Annotated in this window: 16 protein-coding genes; all 16 read left to right on the top strand. The window is 62.2% G+C overall.

Going from position 1 to position 16,791, the window contains the following annotated elements; translation table 11 throughout:
• Positions 1–157 precede the first annotated feature (157 nt).
• Positions 158–823 carry a helix-turn-helix transcriptional regulator gene (locus QOC69_RS20205; RefSeq protein WP_526442849.1) on the top strand — a complete coding sequence of 222 codons (666 nt, stop codon included), beginning with the start codon at positions 158–160 and terminating at the stop codon, positions 821–823.
• A 291-nt stretch (positions 824–1,114) separates the two neighbouring features.
• Positions 1,115–1,324 carry a hypothetical protein gene (locus tag QOC69_RS20200; protein WP_526442847.1) on the top strand — a complete coding sequence of 70 codons (210 nt, stop codon included), beginning with the start codon at positions 1,115–1,117 and terminating at the stop codon, positions 1,322–1,324.
• A 316-nt stretch (positions 1,325–1,640) separates the two neighbouring features.
• Positions 1,641–3,236: an AMP-binding protein gene (locus QOC69_RS20195; RefSeq protein WP_526442845.1), complete on the top strand. Its 1,596-nt coding sequence runs from the start codon at positions 1,641–1,643 to the stop codon at positions 3,234–3,236.
• Positions 3,233–3,454: an acyl carrier protein gene (locus QOC69_RS20190; protein ID WP_526442842.1), complete on the top strand. Its 222-nt coding sequence runs from the start codon at positions 3,233–3,235 to the stop codon at positions 3,452–3,454. Before QOC69_RS20195 ends, QOC69_RS20190 begins: the two co-directional genes overlap by 4 nt.
• A complete protein-coding gene (locus QOC69_RS20185; RefSeq protein ID WP_526442840.1) occupies positions 3,451–4,839 on the top strand; it encodes a flavin monoamine oxidase family protein in 1,389 nt (462 codons plus the stop codon). The genes QOC69_RS20190 and QOC69_RS20185 overlap by 4 nt, the downstream gene beginning before the upstream one ends.
• Positions 4,836–6,269 (top strand): KamA family radical SAM protein, encoded by a 1,434-nt coding sequence (locus QOC69_RS20180; RefSeq protein WP_526442838.1) that lies wholly within the window; start codon positions 4,836–4,838, stop codon positions 6,267–6,269. Before QOC69_RS20185 ends, QOC69_RS20180 begins: the two co-directional genes overlap by 4 nt.
• A gap of 186 nt (positions 6,270–6,455) precedes the next feature.
• On the top strand, positions 6,456–8,048 hold the full coding sequence (locus QOC69_RS20175; RefSeq protein WP_526442836.1) for a sugar transferase: 1,593 nt from the start codon (positions 6,456–6,458) through the stop codon (positions 8,046–8,048).
• A gap of 7 nt (positions 8,049–8,055) precedes the next feature.
• Entirely contained in the window at positions 8,056–9,372 is a 1,317-nt protein-coding gene (locus tag QOC69_RS20170) for a glycosyltransferase family 4 protein (protein ID WP_526442834.1), read from the top strand.
• Complete coding sequence (gene gmd, locus QOC69_RS20165) at positions 9,369–10,394, top strand: GDP-mannose 4,6-dehydratase (RefSeq protein ID WP_526442832.1); 1,026 nt, start codon at positions 9,369–9,371, stop codon at positions 10,392–10,394. The genes QOC69_RS20170 and gmd overlap by 4 nt, the downstream gene beginning before the upstream one ends.
• Before the next feature lie 114 nt (positions 10,395–10,508).
• Positions 10,509–11,111 (top strand): putative colanic acid biosynthesis acetyltransferase, encoded by a 603-nt coding sequence (locus QOC69_RS20160; protein WP_526442830.1) that lies wholly within the window; start codon positions 10,509–10,511, stop codon positions 11,109–11,111.
• Positions 11,112–12,062: a GDP-L-fucose synthase family protein gene (locus QOC69_RS20155; RefSeq protein WP_526442828.1), complete on the top strand. Its 951-nt coding sequence runs from the start codon at positions 11,112–11,114 to the stop codon at positions 12,060–12,062.
• A gap of 14 nt (positions 12,063–12,076) precedes the next feature.
• Positions 12,077–12,805, top strand: a complete 729-nt coding sequence (locus QOC69_RS20150) for an acyltransferase (RefSeq protein WP_526442826.1) — start codon at positions 12,077–12,079, stop codon at positions 12,803–12,805.
• On the top strand, positions 12,802–14,115 hold the full coding sequence (locus QOC69_RS20145; protein ID WP_526442824.1) for a hypothetical protein: 1,314 nt from the start codon (positions 12,802–12,804) through the stop codon (positions 14,113–14,115). Before QOC69_RS20150 ends, QOC69_RS20145 begins: the two co-directional genes overlap by 4 nt.
• Positions 14,112–15,257 carry a glycosyltransferase gene (locus QOC69_RS20140; protein ID WP_526442822.1) on the top strand — a complete coding sequence of 382 codons (1,146 nt, stop codon included), beginning with the start codon at positions 14,112–14,114 and terminating at the stop codon, positions 15,255–15,257. Before QOC69_RS20145 ends, QOC69_RS20140 begins: the two co-directional genes overlap by 4 nt.
• Complete coding sequence (locus tag QOC69_RS20135) at positions 15,254–16,027, top strand: hypothetical protein (RefSeq protein ID WP_526442820.1); 774 nt, start codon at positions 15,254–15,256, stop codon at positions 16,025–16,027. The genes QOC69_RS20140 and QOC69_RS20135 overlap by 4 nt, the downstream gene beginning before the upstream one ends.
• On the top strand, positions 16,003–16,791 hold a 789-nt coding region (locus QOC69_RS20130), incomplete at its 3' end, for an MATE family efflux transporter (protein WP_526442818.1). The genes QOC69_RS20135 and QOC69_RS20130, both read left to right, overlap by 25 nt.

The raw sequence follows: 16,791 nt of genomic DNA, 5'->3' as shown, positions 1-16,791 counted from the left end.
GGTGGCCAATGTGCATGAGTACGTGCCGCATGCGTCGTCGGCTTCGAGCGCAGGCCGCCGAGAGGGCGGCTGGGCCATGCCGCCGACCGGTCGGGATGGCTCAACATCGGCTTGGGAGCGAGCTACAGGCCAGGATCCGCCGCGTAACGAACGTCTTTTGATCATCGACGACTGCACGCTCTACCGCGAGAATCTAGCCGCCATCTTCGTACTGAACGGGATCGCCGCTCCAAGCGGAGCATGGGACTTGCCCTCGTTGGTTCTAGCACTCGAAGCCACACAGCCGAGAGTTGTCCTTCTGAACATGGCGACTCGTGGAAGCCACTTGTTGCTAAGGGCGGCGATGGATATCAGTCCAAACGTGCGGGTGATCGTTCTGGGTGTTTCGGAAGACGACGAATCAGAGATCGTCGCGTGTGCCGAGGCGGGTGTAGCCGGCTATCACATGCGGACCGACTCGCTCGAAGACTTGTTTGTATTGATACACGACGTAACTGCCGGAGAGTCGTCTTGTCCGCCGCGAGTCTCGGCGGTTTTGCTCCGCCGCTTGTCGACGCTCGCTTCAGAACCTCAGCAGGTGGTAAGGGACCTAGCTCTCACGGCGCGGGAGACCCAGATCCTGACGATGCTGGAACTAGGCCGGTCGAATCGAGATATCGCAGCGCAGCTCAGAATTGCAGTGCATACGGTCAAGAACCACGTGCACAACCTGTTGACCAAACTCGGTGTCAGCACCCGTGCCGAAGCTGCCGCACTCTCGCGCAGCACACGCAGGGACCGTGGTGCACACGTAAGAACTAGGCCTTGGTCTAGTGAAAATTAGCTCCGATGGTCCATGTACGGCAGGGTTGCCAACACTGATAGTGAAGTGGTGTTCCTCGGATTTGCTCTAGACCATCGTTGGCGATCGCTGGCGGACGGATCGGCCTCAGCCCGTTCGACGTTCGTCGCGTCAACGGGTTCGACAACAGTCCACCCGGCTCGGTCCGTGACTGGACCGGTATTGCGCATTGCGAGGTTGCTCCATCTCTCGGAATCTGGACGCACCCATTCATCACACTGGCCCTCTCCATTGCGTCAATCCGCTCTGGCGCAAAGTTGCCCACGCAACATCGTGAATTGCCAGATACCGATCGCGCAGCCATCCGAAGGCACGTCGTCGGCGCGACTGCACGCCGAATTCTCCACAGCGGGCACGGATCAGGGGGACGGTCTGATCGAGAGCGTCATTCCGCTGCAGATCCTGGCCCGAAACCTCGCCCTGGCCTTGGGATGTGGCGTCGATAGACCCCGCAAACTCACCAAGTCAGTGGCGGTCGCGTAATCCGATGAACCGACAGAAAAGCATCGGCAGCCTTTTGCTGCGTGCAGTGAACAGATTGGAGTCCATTGATGGGTGACCTATCGTCCGCGAACGGATACCGAGTCAAATCCGCGCCACAGCAGTTGGCGAACGCGACAGGCCAAGTCCACGTCGGAGACCCCACGCCAGTCTTGAGAAGATCGCGCACCAAACGAGCATCAGCGGAAGAGGATTTCGGGTGGAAACCCGCCGTCGGTCTTGTCGAGGGCATTGAACGCCGGATTCGGTGGCTGCGCACCGTACTCGAGCCCGAGCCTGCTTGGCTCAGGGGTGCGTGATGGCCATCTCATTGGCCGTCTTCTGGGAAGCGTATCGAAACGCCCTTCCCGACGCCGATATCGCTGTTCAAGACACTGGTGACGTGGTTGCGGACTTCGCCGCCGCGGCTCGAGATTGGCCACACGGTGCTGCCATCGTGCACAACGGGGTCACCATCACCTATCGAGACCTCGCAGAGCGGGTCCGTCTTACCGCGTTGCGCTACCGGGCGCGCCGATGCGCCGCCGATGGGCCATCCGGTCTGATCGGTGTGTTGGTATCGCACACACCTGATGTGCCACAGCACCTGCTTGGGATACTGCAAGCCCGCGCCACCTACTGCCCGATCGACGCCGCTCTTCCCGTCGCCCGCATGGAGGCGCTCGCTGCGGTACTCGGCCTGGATCGCTTGTTTGCGGTAGCCCCCGGCCCGCACGAACCAACGAACCTGCGGATCGAAACGCTCGGCGAGGGCCGAGTAGCTTCGGATGAAGACTTGCCCCAGCCCTCGTGGCACTGGAGTAATCCAGCGTATGCGCTGTGCACTTCGGGTTCTACCGGGGCGCCGAAGCCGGTGGTGGTCTCGCGGCATGCTTTGGCCGTCACGGTGCGCGCGCTGCGCCACCTCTTCGCGCTCACCCCCGACGACCGCGTGCTCCAGTTCGCCTCCCTCGGCTGGGATACCTGCTTGGAGGAGATCTTGCCCACGCTGACCTCCGGCGCAGCATTGGTTTTCGACGACGCCGCACATTCTGGTTCGTTCCCGTCCTTTGTTCGCATGCTCGCAGAACGGGAGATCACCGTGCTCGACCTGCCGACGGCGTTCTGGCACGAACTCGTACTTTTCCTGCACGAGGAGCACGCGGCATTGCCAGACAGCGTCCGACTAGTGGTGATCGGCGGCGAGCGGGTTGATCCAACTCGGCTGCGACAGTGGCGCGATCTCGACGTTGGGCACGTTGGGTTGCTCAACACATACGGATGCACCGAAACGACGATGGTGACCCACGCGGTACAGCTGAGCGGCCCCGGCACCGAACCAGCACTCGCCGCGAACGGCGCCGGGGCACCTCTCGGACGTCCGCTGCCCCATGTGCGCGACCACGTCACCGACGAGGGTGAACTGCTCGTGTCGGGCCCCTCACTGGCCACCGAGTACCTCGGGTCGCCAGAACTCACCGCGGTCCGATTCCCGGTCGCCGACCACGGCTCCGGACCCATCCGCTGGTTCAAAACCGGCGATGTGGTCACCCGCGACGAACGCGGGCTGCTGCATGCACGTGGTCGTCTCGACGACGAGGTGAAAGTCCTTGGTGTGCGCGTTCATCCGACTGAAGTCGAGGCGCAGTTGAACACCCACCCCGCGGTCGCGGGCACCGTCGTGGTCGCTGAACGGCGGCTCGGCCGTACGGCGTTGACAGCCTATGTTGTTCCGGCCGGGCAAACGACTTCACCTGAGCTGAAACGTTACCTACGTGAGCGGCTACCCAGCCAATTCGTGCCCAGCAAAGTGACATTCGTGGACGCGCTTAGTTACACGTCCAGCGGAAAGGTCGATCGGGCGGCAACACGGCGTGCCGCAGCGGACTACACCACCAAAGGAGGAGGCCGATGAGTGCTGGCCATATTGTCCAGATTTTCTGCAGGGTCCTCGACACCATTGAGGTGAATCCGCACTCCGACTTCTTCGAACTCGGCGGTGATTCGCTGCTGGCCACCCGGGTGCTCAGTGCGATCGCGCGGGACTTTGGGACGGAGTTGTCGTGGGAAGACTTCATCGAAAATCCCTCGGCAGCTGGGCTATTCGATAAAATCGCCGCCGTAGTGCCATGAACCGGGGAGACATGAGTGTCGTCGTCGTCGGTGCCGGTCTGGCCGGGCTGACGGCTGCCCTCGAACTAGAGGCGGCGGGCGCGGTGGTCACCGTACTGGAGGCGCGTGATCGGGTAGGCGGCCGGATGCACGGCATTCCGGTCTCCTCGAGTGTCGTCGTCGACGGGGGTGCTGCCTATCTGGGTGTGCGGCACACCGAGCTGCTCGGACTGATACGGGAGCACGGACTTGGCCTGGCCTCCACAGAGATGGCAGGGGACAGCACATTCCTGGTGTCGGACCGTCGGACGACGACTGCGAGTCGTGTGCCCCCGCTGGACGCGGTCGCGCTCGGCTACCTGTTCGATACGCTCGAGGACCTCGTTGCGCAGATCCGACCCGACGCGCCATGGCAGAGCCCACAGGCAGGACGTCTGGACCGGCTGACTGCCGCCAGCTGGCTTGCCGGCGCGGTCAAGCATCCGGACGCACGAACCTTTTTCCCGCTGTTCCTCGGCGAGATGATGGCCGCCGACCCGGCCGCGATCTCTGCTCTGCATATGGCCTTCTATCTGCGTTCGGGTGGAGGGATCCGCTATCTCAACGCATTCGAGGGCGGGGCCCAGCAGTGGCGGATCGACGGTGGCGCGCATCGGCTGTGCGAGGCTCTCGCCGACCGGCTCGGCGACCGGGTGCAGTTGGGCCGTCCGGTCAGTGCGATCAACCAGGACGCTGACGGGGTCGTGGTGCAGTGTGTTCCGGACATAGCTGGCGCACAATCCGAGTTCCGGGCTGACCAGGTGGTGGTCGCCGCGCCGCCGCTGTTGGCGCAACAGATCGAGTTCCGGCCTGCTCTGCGCACGCCGCGGGCGACGGCGGCCACCGGCCGCGGCTGCGCGATCAAGGTACATCTGACTTATCCGGCTCCGGCGTGGCGTGCGCACGGCTTGTCCGGATGGTCGGTCAGTGCGCACGGGCCGCTGTTGTCTACGGTCGACGATTCTCCTCCGGATGAATCTGCGGGTGTCCTAACGGGATTCGTCACCGGTGCCGCAGCGTCGGCTTTCAGCACCCTGTCGCCCGTCGAGCAGCGGGACGCAGCACTGGCCCACGTCAGGCGGCTCTTTCCGGAGTTGCCGCCGCCGACGCAGTGCACGGTCACCGACTGGCTGGCCGAGAAATACAGCAGGGGATGTTATGCCGCTCTGTTCGGGCCAGGCGACTGGCTGCGGCTGGGCCCGACACTGACAACACCGCATGGCCGCGTCCACTGGGCCGGCACCGAAACCAGCGTCGAGTTCTTCGGGCTGATGGAGGGCGCGATCAGGTCGGGACGACGCGTCGCGACCGAATTGATCCACGGCGTCCAACCGGCGACCGTCTCTCGAAAGGCTCTGTCACGATGACAACACTGATTGAACCCGAGCAGACCGGCTTCACCGCCGTTCCTGATCAGCCGTATTGCTATGTGCGCGAGGAGTTGTCCGAACCGGACTGGCGACGTTACCCGGGGTGGGCGGCGGTCACCGAGTCCGAATGGCGAGATCCGCAATGGCAGCGCGCACACTCGGTCAAGAACATCGCCCAGCTGCGCGCGGTGGTGGGAACCCTGCTCGACGACGGGTTTTATGCAGACTTGGCCGCCGACCAGCAGCAGAAGGCGACCATGTCAATGTTGCTGCCGCCGCAGATGCTGAACACCATGGTTCCCAACGGTGTTCAAGAGCACTCTGGGCTTACCGAGGCCTTCTATGCCGATCCAATTCGGCGTTACATGCTGCCTCTTCTCAGCGATCGCGAACAGGAATGGAGTTCACACCCCTACGCCGAACGAGATTCGTTGCACGAGAGCGACATGTGGGTGGTCGAGGGGCTGACTCATCGATACCCCACCAAGGTGCTTGCTGAAATGCTGTCGACCTGCCCGCAGTATTGCGGGCACTGCACACGGATGGATCTGATCGGAAACTCCACACCGACTGTCAGCAAGGCCAGGCTGACCCTGCAGCCGGCCGATCGGCAGGATCGAATGCTGGATTACCTGCGAGCCACACCGACGGTGCGCGATGTGGTGGTGTCCGGCGGTGATGTGGCCAACCTTCCCTGGCCGCGGCTGGAATCGTTTGTCATGCAGTTACTCGCGATTGACACCATCCGCGATATCCGCTTGGCAACGAAGGCCCTGGCCGCGCTGCCACAGCACTGGCTGCAAACAAAGGTGCTCGACGGAGTCAATCGGTTGGCGCACACTGCCGCCGCCCGCGGGGTAAACCTGGCGTTGCACACCCACATCAACCATGCGCAGTCGGTGACTCCACTTGTCGCGGCGGCGACGCGGGCACTGCTCGACGCAGGGCTGCGAGATGTGCGCAACCAGGGCGTGTTGATGCGTGGGGTGAACGCCAGCGCCGACGACCTGCTCGACCTTTGCTTCGCGCTGCAGGGCGAAGCAAACATCCTGCCCTACTACTTCTATATGTGCGACATGATCCCCAATGCCGAACATTGGCGGACCTCACTGTGGGAAGCGCAACAGTTGCAGTTGTCGATAATGGGATATCTCCCGGGCTTCGCGACACCACGCATCGTCTGTGACGTTCCCTTCGTCGGCAAACGGTGGGTCCATCAGGTGGTCCGTTATGACCGAAACCTGGGTATCTCCTACTGGAGCAAGAATTACCGCACTGTGTTGGATGGCGCGGATGCTGACGCCTTGAACCGTGTCTACCCGTTCTACGACCCGATCGACAGCCTGCCGGCCTCCGGCCAGGCATGGTGGCGAGAGGTTCGCGACTGTCCCAGTGGCACAGAAGCTTCGGTGGGATCACAGCGATGAATGCACTGAGACGCGGGGCACGGCGCTCGGTAGCCCAGCCTCTGACTAGAGGCAGCCGGGCTCGCCAGGGCGGGCAGTTTCCGGTTTGGACGACTGTCGGCCCGCTGGTCCGAATAGGCCTGCCCAAGCGCCGCGAACGCGGCGACGGCAACCTTGCAGCGAAATTCGTGGGATTGGGGTAAGACAATGCAACAGACCGAGATTCAGCTTAGATCCGTCGATCTTCGTTCCAACAATGGGAACGGGCATCCGGCGGCGGTTGACGACACAATCGTAGTCTCGCCGAAACCTGAGGCAGCCAACGGTCGCGTTGCAGTTGCCGCACCAAGCCTCATACCGAGCGAGGTATTCGAGCGCACCACTTGGCAACGGCGATACGCGGCCGAGTTACGGCTAACTGACAGCGTGGTTGTCTGCGCAGGTGTGCTCCTGGCGCAGTACATCCGATTCGGAACCACCGAAACAGCAGAAGGAAACTTCAGGTTCGTAGCGCCGGGCTTCTCTGTCGTGTTCATCGGCGTGTGGCTTATCGCCCTGGCTGCATTCCATACTCGGTCTCCGAGGGTCGTCGGTGGCGGTATCGAGGAGTATCGGCGGGTGATCGCCGCGTCCTTCTGGACCTTCGGAGCCATCGCGATCGTCACGCTTCTCCTCAAGGTCGACGTCGTGCGAGGCTATTTAGCCGTTGCGCTTCCAGCGGGAATTCTCGGTCTGCTGCTAGGCAGATTGTTCTGGCGTGGTCGGTTGGCGCGTAAGCGCGCGGACGGCGGCTACCAGACCGCCGTGCTGGCCATCGGGGAACCTGACGCAGTGCAGAACCTGGCGAGTGAGTTGACCCGAAATGCGGTAGATGGTTACCGCGTAGTGGGAGTCGGCGTACCGGGCTATGGCCCTCAACGGGGCGAACACATCACCGTGAACGGTAGGGAGATCCCGATCATTGGCGGGGAGACCCAGATGTTGGAGGCGATCCGTACGTGTGGTGCGGACACCGTCGCCATTGCTGGCACGGATTGCTTGGGTGTCCGGGGCATCCGACGATTGATTTGGGATCTCGAGCCACTTGGAGTTGATCTCGTCGTCTCGACCGGAGTGATGGACGTCGCGCTCTCCCGCCTGGTGATGCGTCCGATTGCCGGGCTTCCGTTGCTGCACGTAGAGAAACCGCAGTATCTGGGCGCGAAGCGGTTCCTGAACCGGGCGTTTGACATCTCTTTTGCCTGTGCGGCTCTCATCGCGACCTTACCAATACTGATCGGTACCGCGATTGTGATCAAAGTCGGTAGCCGGGGACCCGTTTTCTATTCGTCCGAACGGATCGGCATCGACGGCAAGCCGTTCTCGATGATGAAGTTCCGCACCATGGTCAAGGATGCCGACAAACAGTTGGCTGGTCTGTTGAGCGCCAACGAAGGTGACGGTTTGCTCTTCAAGATCCGTGACGATCCGCGCGTTACTCCTGTCGGTCGGATGTTACGGCGGTTCAGTATCGACGAAATTCCTCAGTTCCTCAATGTGTTACGCGGGGAGATGAGCGTCGTCGGTCCCCGGCCACCGTTGCGGCGCGAGGTGGAGGCATACGACTGCGATCTGGTGCGTCGGCTGTTGGTGAAGCCGGGTGTGACGGGGTTGTGGCAAGTGAGCGGCCGATCCGACCTCTCCTGGGAAAGATCCGTTCGTCTGGATCTCTCGTACGTCGACAACTGGTCGATGATTCAAGACCTCTTGATCATCGTCAAAACGTTGCGGGCTGTATTCCGCCGTACCGGGGCCTACTGAGGTTGTCATGGACGATCAGCTATCAGTGACGGTCCTGGGGATCAACTACTCTCCGGAACCCTGTGGTATTGCTCCATATACGACTGGTCTGTGCCGGGGTCTCGCCGGCAGAGGTTACCGGGTCAACGTCGTCACCGGAATGCCTCATTACCCGGAGTGGAGGGTGCCGGCCGGATATCGCTGGAAATGGACATCGATGGAGACGATGGATGGCGTATCCCTCAAGCGGGTAAGACATTCGGTTCCAAAAACATCGTCGAACTTGCGCCGACTTCTCATGGAGGCAACCTTCGGCGTTCGCGGTGCCGGGTCGCGTTGGCACCACCCCGACGTGGTTATCTGCATAACACCGGCACTGATCTCGACCGCCGCAGAATGTCTGCGACGTCGAGTATCCATCGGGCACAGTCCGGTACTCGGCGTCTGGGTTCAGGATCTCTACGCGGTCGGACTGAGCGAAACGCAGGATCCCGGATCTGTCGCGGCGAAACTTGCTGGCCGACTGGAGAGCTGGGTCATGCGGGAAGCCGATGGCATCGTAGTGGCGCACAACCGGTTCCGTACTCAACTGGCGCAGAATCCTCAGGTAGATCCCGCCAAGATCACGACTATCAGGAACTGGACTCACGTTCAGTCGAGTGGCGCAAGCGATCGATACGCGAGTCGCGGACGCTTTGGTTGGGCAGACAACGAAACGGTGGTCCTGCACGCCGGAAGCATGGGCGTCAAACAGGGTCTCGAGAATGTCGTCCACGCAGCTCAGATCGCAGATAGGGACAAGCTAAACCTGCGTTTCGTTCTCATGGGTGACGGGAGTCAGCGATGCACGCTCGAGGCGATGGCGCGTCAAACAACTCGTCTGGAAATCCGGGACCCGCTTCCAGAAGGCGATTTCGTGGCTGCGTTGAAAGCCGCCGACATACTGCTCGTGAACGAAAAGCCCGGGGTGGCGGAGATGTCGATCCCAAGCAAGCTCACCTCGTACTTCCAGAGCGGGACCCCTGTACTAGCGGCAACTAGCCCGGAAAGTAATGCAGCACTGGAGATCCGGGATTCCAAAGCGGGGATTGTGGTCGATGGCGGAGACCCGGCGTGCCTCGTCCAGGCCGCCGCATCGCTCGGCAGAGATGCAAATCTACGAAAGGAGTTGGGGGCGAACGGAATCGAGTACGCGGCGGCTCAACTGAGTGAGGCTGCGTCGATAGAGAAGTTCGATCACTGGATCAAGAGCATGCTGGCGGCGCAAGAGAGCCGGGGAGTGGCGATACCGCTGATGCACAAAAACTGTCAATTCACACACACAGATCATGAGGTGGCGCAATGAGTAGAGTCGCACTGATAACCGGGATTACCGGGCAAGACGGTTCGTATCTGGCCGAGCTGCTATTAGCCAAGGGTTATGAAGTTCACGGTCTGATCAGGCGGGCCTCAACCTTCAACACGGTCCGTATCGAGCACATTTACCAGGACCCACACTGCCCCGATGCCAGGTTGTTCCTGCATTACGGTGACATGTCCGACGGTGCGAGGCTGTCGACGCTGTTGAGCAAGGTCAATCCCGACGAGGTCTACAACCTTGCTGCGCAATCCCACGTACGGGTGTCGTTCGACGAGCCGGAGCACACTGGAAGTGTCACGGGTGTCGGCTCCGTCCGCCTACTGGAAGCGGTGCGACTAGTCGGACTGTCGTGCAGGTTTTACCAAGCATCCAGTTCTGAAATGTTCGGTGCCTCCCCACCCCCACAAAGTGAAATCACACCGTTCTACCCAAGATCTCCCTACGGTGCTGCGAAGGTTTACTCGTATTGGATCACCAGGAATTACCGCGAAGCCTACGGAATCTTCGCAGTGAACGGGATCCTGTTCAACCACGAGTCACCCCGGCGCGGTGAAACCTTTGTGACTAGGAAGATCACGCGCGCCGTCGCTCGGATCAAGGCCGGCATGCAAGACGAACTGTTCCTGGGCAATCTCGACGCCGTCCGTGACTGGGGGTATGCGCCCGAGTTCGTGGAAGGAATGTGGCGGATGCTCCAAGCCGACGAACCCGACGATTACGTGCTGGCGACTGGACAGGGGCATACCGTGCGGGAGTTCGTCAGACTCGCGTTCGCACGAGCAGGATTGAACTGGCAGGACCACGTGAGATTTGACGAGAACTATATGCGTCCGACTGAGGTCGATGCGCTCATCGGGGATCCCTCCAAGGCTGCCCGATTGCTTCATTGGAAGGCGGAGACATCTGGACTCGACCTCGCCGCGATCATGGTGGACGCGGACATCGCAGCTCTCCGGTGCGAGGGAACCCCGTGGGTAGACAAACCTGCGTTGGTCGGCTGGGAATAGCAGAGCGATCCCGACAATGACAAGCGCAGCCGAGAGGGGCCTACCTTTTCGCAGTCGTGCTGACCAAGTCGTGAACACCAAAGCATCTACCGGCCAGATGAAAGGAGACACCGAATGAGCGCAGTGGCTGAACATGACTCACCCCAGCTTCCCCGCCGTGACCCTGGACCGGGCAACCGCTTCTCCCTCGACGGCTTCACGGGACGCGGATACAGGCGCGGCCGCGGAGTGCCGATGCAGGTCCTGTGGCTGATGTCGCGCGGATGGTTAATGAAGTGGTGGTGCCCCAACGCAGTTCGCATCGGGGTGCTCCGGCTGTTCGGCGCCAGAATCGCTGCAGGAGTGATAGTTCGACATCAGGTGAAGATCCATTGGCCGTGGAAGTTGGTGGTCGGACGCAACTCGTGGATCGGCGAGGAGGTCTGGATCCTGAACCTCGAAGAAGTGCAAATCGGATCGAATACATGTATCTCGCAGGGCGCGTTCCTTTGCACTGGGAGTCATGACCGGCGAAGTCCCACTTTCGAATTCGATAATGCGCCGATTGTCATCGGGGATTCGGTATGGGTCGCGGCGCGGGCGACTGTGCTGCCCGGTATTCGCATCGGAGACGGCGCGACGGTCGGGGCAACGGCGATTGTGAGCCGTGACGTTCCCGCTGGCGCAACAGTGCTGGCGGCTCAGCCGCACGTCCAGTGGCCCTCACGATCGTCTTAAGTGGAGACACTCATGCAGACTGATTCGCTCATCTACGTTGCCGGCCACCGCGGCATGGTCGGTTCCGCGATTGCGCGCCGACTACACGACGCGGGCTACCGAAATGTCCTGACCCGCACGCACGAGGAGCTTCCTCTCGACAACGCTACGGCAGTGGAGGAGTTCTTCTCCTCAGAGCGGCCCGAATACGTCGTGCTCGCAGCTGCGAAAGTTGGTGGAATCGTCGCCAACTCGACCCAGGGCGCCGAGTTCATCCGCGAGAATCTCAAGATTCAAACGAATGTGATCGACGCCGCGTTCCGTTACGGCACACAGAAGTTCATGTTCTTGGGTTCGAGCTGCATCTATCCCAAATACGCGGAACAGCCGATCGTAGAGGAGGCGCTTCTGTCCGGTCCGCTGGAAGAGACCAATCTGCCATACGCGATCGCGAAGATCGCCGGCATAACGATGTGCGACGCATACGCAAAGCAGTACGGCTTCAATGCATTCGCAGTGATGCCTTCCAACGTGTACGGGGTGGGTGACAACTTCCATCCGGAGCATTCTCACGTGGTCGCAGGTTTGATGCGTCGATTCCACGAAGCCAAGCTGTCGAACCGGTCGGAGGTGGTCGTGTGGGGAACCGGCTCACCGCTGCGAGAACTGATTGACGCCGACGACCTGGCCGACGCCTGTGTCTTCTTGCTGCGGGATTACGACGACGGAGGAATCATCAATGTTGGTTCTGGACAAGAGATCTCCATCCGAGACCTTGCCCTGCTGACGAAATCCGTCGTGGGTTTCGAGGGTGAGGTGACGTTCGACTCGACCCGGCCGGACGGGACTCCGCGCAAGGTCATGGACCACAGCAAACTAACGGCACTCGGATGGCGGCCCACTCTCACCATCGAAGCTGGGTTGAAGAAGATGTACGTGTGGTTCGCCGATTCACAGGCCGATGACCGTTGAGCAGGGAGACCGTTATGACGATGGTCGAACTACTAGTTTGGCTTCTACCCGGCGGCGCGCTGAAGAACAAATTGCTGCGGATGTTCGGCCACGATATTTCACCGTCGGCCCGCATTGGTCCCCTACTGGCGTTGAATGTCGGCTGTGCGGTCATCGGGGAGGGCGCAACGATCGCCGCACTGAACATCTTTCGGTCTCTTCGGCTACTGAAGATGGGCGATGGCGCCACGATGGGGTCCTTCAACATGATTTCCGCGCACCCGGCATATCAAGCGTTGCACCCGGATGTCGGAAGCCTGTTGATGGGTAACGGCGCAACCATCACCAGTCGACACAATGTCGATTGCTCCGGGATAGTCCGAATGGACGACATGTCCGCTATCGCGGGTCAGCGGACAACGATTCTGAGCCATGAGATCGACATTACGATGAACGTGCAATCAGCAGGACGGGTCGTCATTGGTGAGCGTTCCGCCGTACTGACCAACTGTCTGGTGCTGAAGGGCGCCATTTTGCCGTCCCACTCGCTGCTAACCGCGAACTCGATGCTGATCAGGGCCAGAGAGCTCAATCCAGCGTCGGGCATCTACGGGGGATCTCCTGCCCAGTTCGTCAGGTCCAACCCTTCAGATGATGGCGAGAGTTGGTTCGAGCGGAAGGAGAGCGCTACGACCAAACTGCGGATTGACCTCCCTCGTGGCGAGTTACGCACAGTGGTATCGGGATTGGATGATCGGCGATGACGAAGAAGGTCCGAGTGGGGTCGCTGGACGTTGCGATGGCCGGCGATCCGGTGTGGGTGGTCGGGGGCCCGGTGGCCGGTGACGTTCAAAGCGAGTTCCCAGACGTGTTGGCTCGAATGGCCGCGCACGGACCACGGTTTCGGGTCGGCCTGATTCCAGCAACCGCCGGGCGGTCATGGGAGTACACGGACAAACCGGGTGCGCTCTTGAAAGCGGATCTGGCTGGTGCACGGACTCCGGAAGAGATTTTGGAGCGGGTTCTGGGCCGTCCCGCACCGGCGCCGATCTCCCTGGTCCAGGTGGGCGAGTACATCTGTGTGTGTTTCGACCACGGCATCGGTGACTGCCACGTGATGTTGGAGATGTTTGCTGCGATCATCGCGCGACACTCCCCCCGGGGTTTCGTGGAGCCGGTTCCTAATCCGGCGATCGTCGACCGTCCCCTTCGGACCGCATTGGTGTCCTATGCGCGCAGCAGCAAGCACTGGGGGCCGCTCACGGTTGAGTTTGCGCAATCGACGTTCACGACCGTGGTCTGTAAGGCCCGCAAGACCTTTCGCAACTTCAAGGCTCAGCACGGCCACGCGGCCATGGTTCGCGGCTACGAGGCGATCCATGTGGTGAGCAAGCCCGGGTTGGTGAGAGACCTCAGGGCGTGGCGGGATGCCCGCCATCCCGGAGCGTCGGTCACCTCGGTCATCGTCTTGTCGATCCACCGTGCTCTCCGGGCTGCGGGCATTCCCGTCGCCGACGACGTCGATGTCCTGATCGACCTGCGTCGAATGCTGCCTGAGGGGGTCGAAACCCTGGCGAACCTGTGCACCATCGCCAAGGTGGTCGCCGGCGGGAACATGACGTTCGACGAATTCAGCGAACAGTTCCGCCTACGCACCAGTTCGGGCTGGCCGCTGGTCAAGACCGCGGCACATTTGGGTCTGAGCCGGGTCGCCTCCGCCTTGGGCCGCCGCCCCAATCCAAAATGGTGGCTTATGGGCATGCCGGCTGGCTCTGGATTGATAGCGGTGACGGTTTCGGATGTCTCCAAGATTCCGTCGGGGTTCAAGCTCGAATTCACCAGACCCGAGGAGTCCGTGGTGGCCGTCGCATTGCCACCCGGGACCAACCGAAGTCTGACGCTCGCGCTGTGGGTTAGTGCTGCCGGACAGGTTCAGGTCACCGCGACCCAGCCGCCGGGGCTGATCGATCGGGATACCTTGCGGCGTGCGCTTGATACCGCGCTTTCTCCCGCGATCTTCGATTGTGACCGCAGCGATGGTGGGTCGGACGTCGTGGAGACGATCGCGCTATGAAGGTCTTGCAGGTGCTCACGCTGATTTCGCCCGATGGTGCGTATGGTGGTCCGGCCCGGGTAGCGCTCAATCAATGTGCCGCTTTGGCGGAAGCAGGCCATGAGCCGACCCTGCTGGCCGGCACGCAGGGCTATTCTGTTCCACCACAACAGATCGACGGCACGCCGGTCCGGCTATTTCCGGCTCGGCGGATACTACCGCTGGTGGGCTACGCCGCGACCTGGACACCCGCGATGGTCGGCTGGCTCAAGCGCCACGGATCCGGGTTCGATGTAGTGCACGTTCACCTGGCGCGCGACCTGGTAACCATTCCGGCGGCCCGGGCCGCGCTGCAACTCGGGCTGCCCGTCGTCGTGCAGACGCACGGGATGATCGTCACCGGCACGCACCCGCTTGCGGCGCACATTGATGCAATGTGGACGAAGAAATTGCTCGTATCGGCCGGCGCCGTCTTCTATCTGAACGATGCGGAACGCGCTGAACTCAGCGTCATCGGCGGTCCGGGGCTGCGGCTGGAACCGCTCGCAAATGGTGTCCCGGTGACAGAAGGCGCCCTCCCGGACAAGCGGACACAGCCTCCCGAGGTGCTGTTCCTCGCGCGCCTGCACAAGCGGAAGCGCCCGGAGGTTTTCGCCGCGGCAGCGCTCGAACTGCTCCGCAATGGAATCGGCGCGCAGTTTGCCCTCGTGGGTCCGCCGGAAGGGGCTGAAGCGGCGGTCGACCGGATCATCGCCGAGGCACGCGCGGACGGCATCGACGAATCACGCCTGCGTCGGGAACCTGCGGTGGCTCCGGGGCTTGCGGCCGAACGGATGAGGGCGGCCTCCGTGTACGTGCTTCCCGCCGTCCGTGAACCGTTCGGGATGTCCATCATCGAAGCCCTCGCTGAGTCGGTGCCGGTGGTGATCAACGCCGACGGCGGGCTCGCGGACTTCGTGGAACGGAGCGGTTGCGGCGCGGTTGTGGCGGGCAGCCCGCACGACTACGCGGACGCTATCGCGCGCTTGCTCGCTGATCCGGTGACCGCCCGAACCCAGGGTGAGGCCGGGCGCGCGGCGGTTCGCGACACGTACGGCATGGCGCCAGTGCGCCAGAGACTCGAAGACGTGTACGGATCGATCATGCTGACAAGGACGACATGAGCACACGGACCGCCCGCGGACCTCTCTGGCTGGGACTACGGCTTGCCTTCGCAGTGGTGCTCGCCGCTGTGGTAACCGTCGCGCTGTGGTGGGGATTCGTTCGAGGGCGCGCTCCCGCTGCCGCACAGGGGATCAACGTCGAAGCCACGTTTGCGGGCAAGCCCAACGGGCCCGCGCTGGAACGGTTCGACGGTGGTCAGCCGGCGCGAGTCACCGGTACCCCGCAGGACCCGGGCGCCCGTCCCCGGATCCTTGACGGGCGACTCACTTATCAGCCCACGAGCGAGGACACTGCGGCAGGATTCTTCAGTACACCGGATTTGGGTGCGCCGGTGCGGTCGTTGGGTGCACGATTCGTGTTCCGGCCGGGTGGCGGCACCAAGGGAGTTATTGGGTTGGTGGTGGCCCGCGGCGTTGACTCCGCCTTCCCACCGACGATCCGTCCGCTGCCGGTGCACTTCGTATTGACGCCGGTGAACTGGAATGTCAGTGTGACGCATTCTGCAGGCGACCCTCTGGATGTCATTGCGGCGGGCGACTTTCCGGAGCCGTTGGCCGAGGACGGGACCACGGCGTACGAGGCACGGCTCACCATCAATGGTTCCGAACTGACTCTGGATCTGCCGCAGCACGTGCATCGGACCATCTCGGATCCGCGGATCTCGGAATGGCAAGGGAGTTACGCAAACTTCGAACTGTTCGCCAACCATGGGTTGACGGATTCACTGCCCGCCTTGGAGAAGGTGTGGGCATCGGCGGCCGGGGAGTAGCCGCCGTGGAGCGGCCGTCGACGTTCAGCAAGGTGCGGGCGCTGGTCGGCGGAATCGATCAGGTCTTCTCCAGCCTGAGCAATGGTCTGATCATCTATGCGATCGCGGTAGTGACCTCGGTTGCCGACTTCGGGCGCGTCGGCCTGGTGATGACGCTGCTGGCCGCAGCCATCGGTGTCCTGCGCGGGGCGCTGGGCACGCCGCTTCTCCTCAGCTCGGCGAAATCGGTCACCGATGTCCGTCGGGAAGGCGGATATGCGGTCACGACGGCGTTGGTCATCGCGCCGATCGTCGGAATCGCGATGGTCGCTGTCGCCGGTTCTGCGGTGCGCACCCAAGCGGTGCTCCTGCTGTTGGCCACCCCGGTGGTCCTCATGCAGGATGTGTTGCGCTATATCGCTATTGCTGAGGGCCGCTCGTACATCGCAGCAATCTGGGATGGCGTGTGGTTCGTCGGCTCGGCATTTCTGCTGGTGGGTACTTGGCTCAGGCTGCCCCCCATCACCGCCACTTTCCTGGTGTGCGCCTGGGCTTTGCTTGCTCTCGTCACTCTGGTCGGCATGCTCGTCAACGTCCGGGTGGGCCCGAGGCTCGGGGGCTACGGCGAATGGATGGCCGACGGTTGGAAACACCGCGTCCGCTACGGCACTGAGGCGGGACTGGAGCAGGTCACCGTGTTCGCGGTGTTGCTATTCGTGACGCTGGTGCTCAGTCCAGCCGTCACTGCCGCGGTTCGTGGCGCGATGGCGGTCTTGGCGCCCGTG

This window comes from Mycobacterium sp., from assembly GCF_032162105.1.
Classification (GTDB): domain Bacteria; phylum Actinomycetota; class Actinomycetes; order Mycobacteriales; family Mycobacteriaceae; genus Mycobacterium.
The sequence above is the reverse complement of the archived record's forward strand: the minus strand, read 5'-3'. Positions and strand labels throughout refer to the sequence as shown.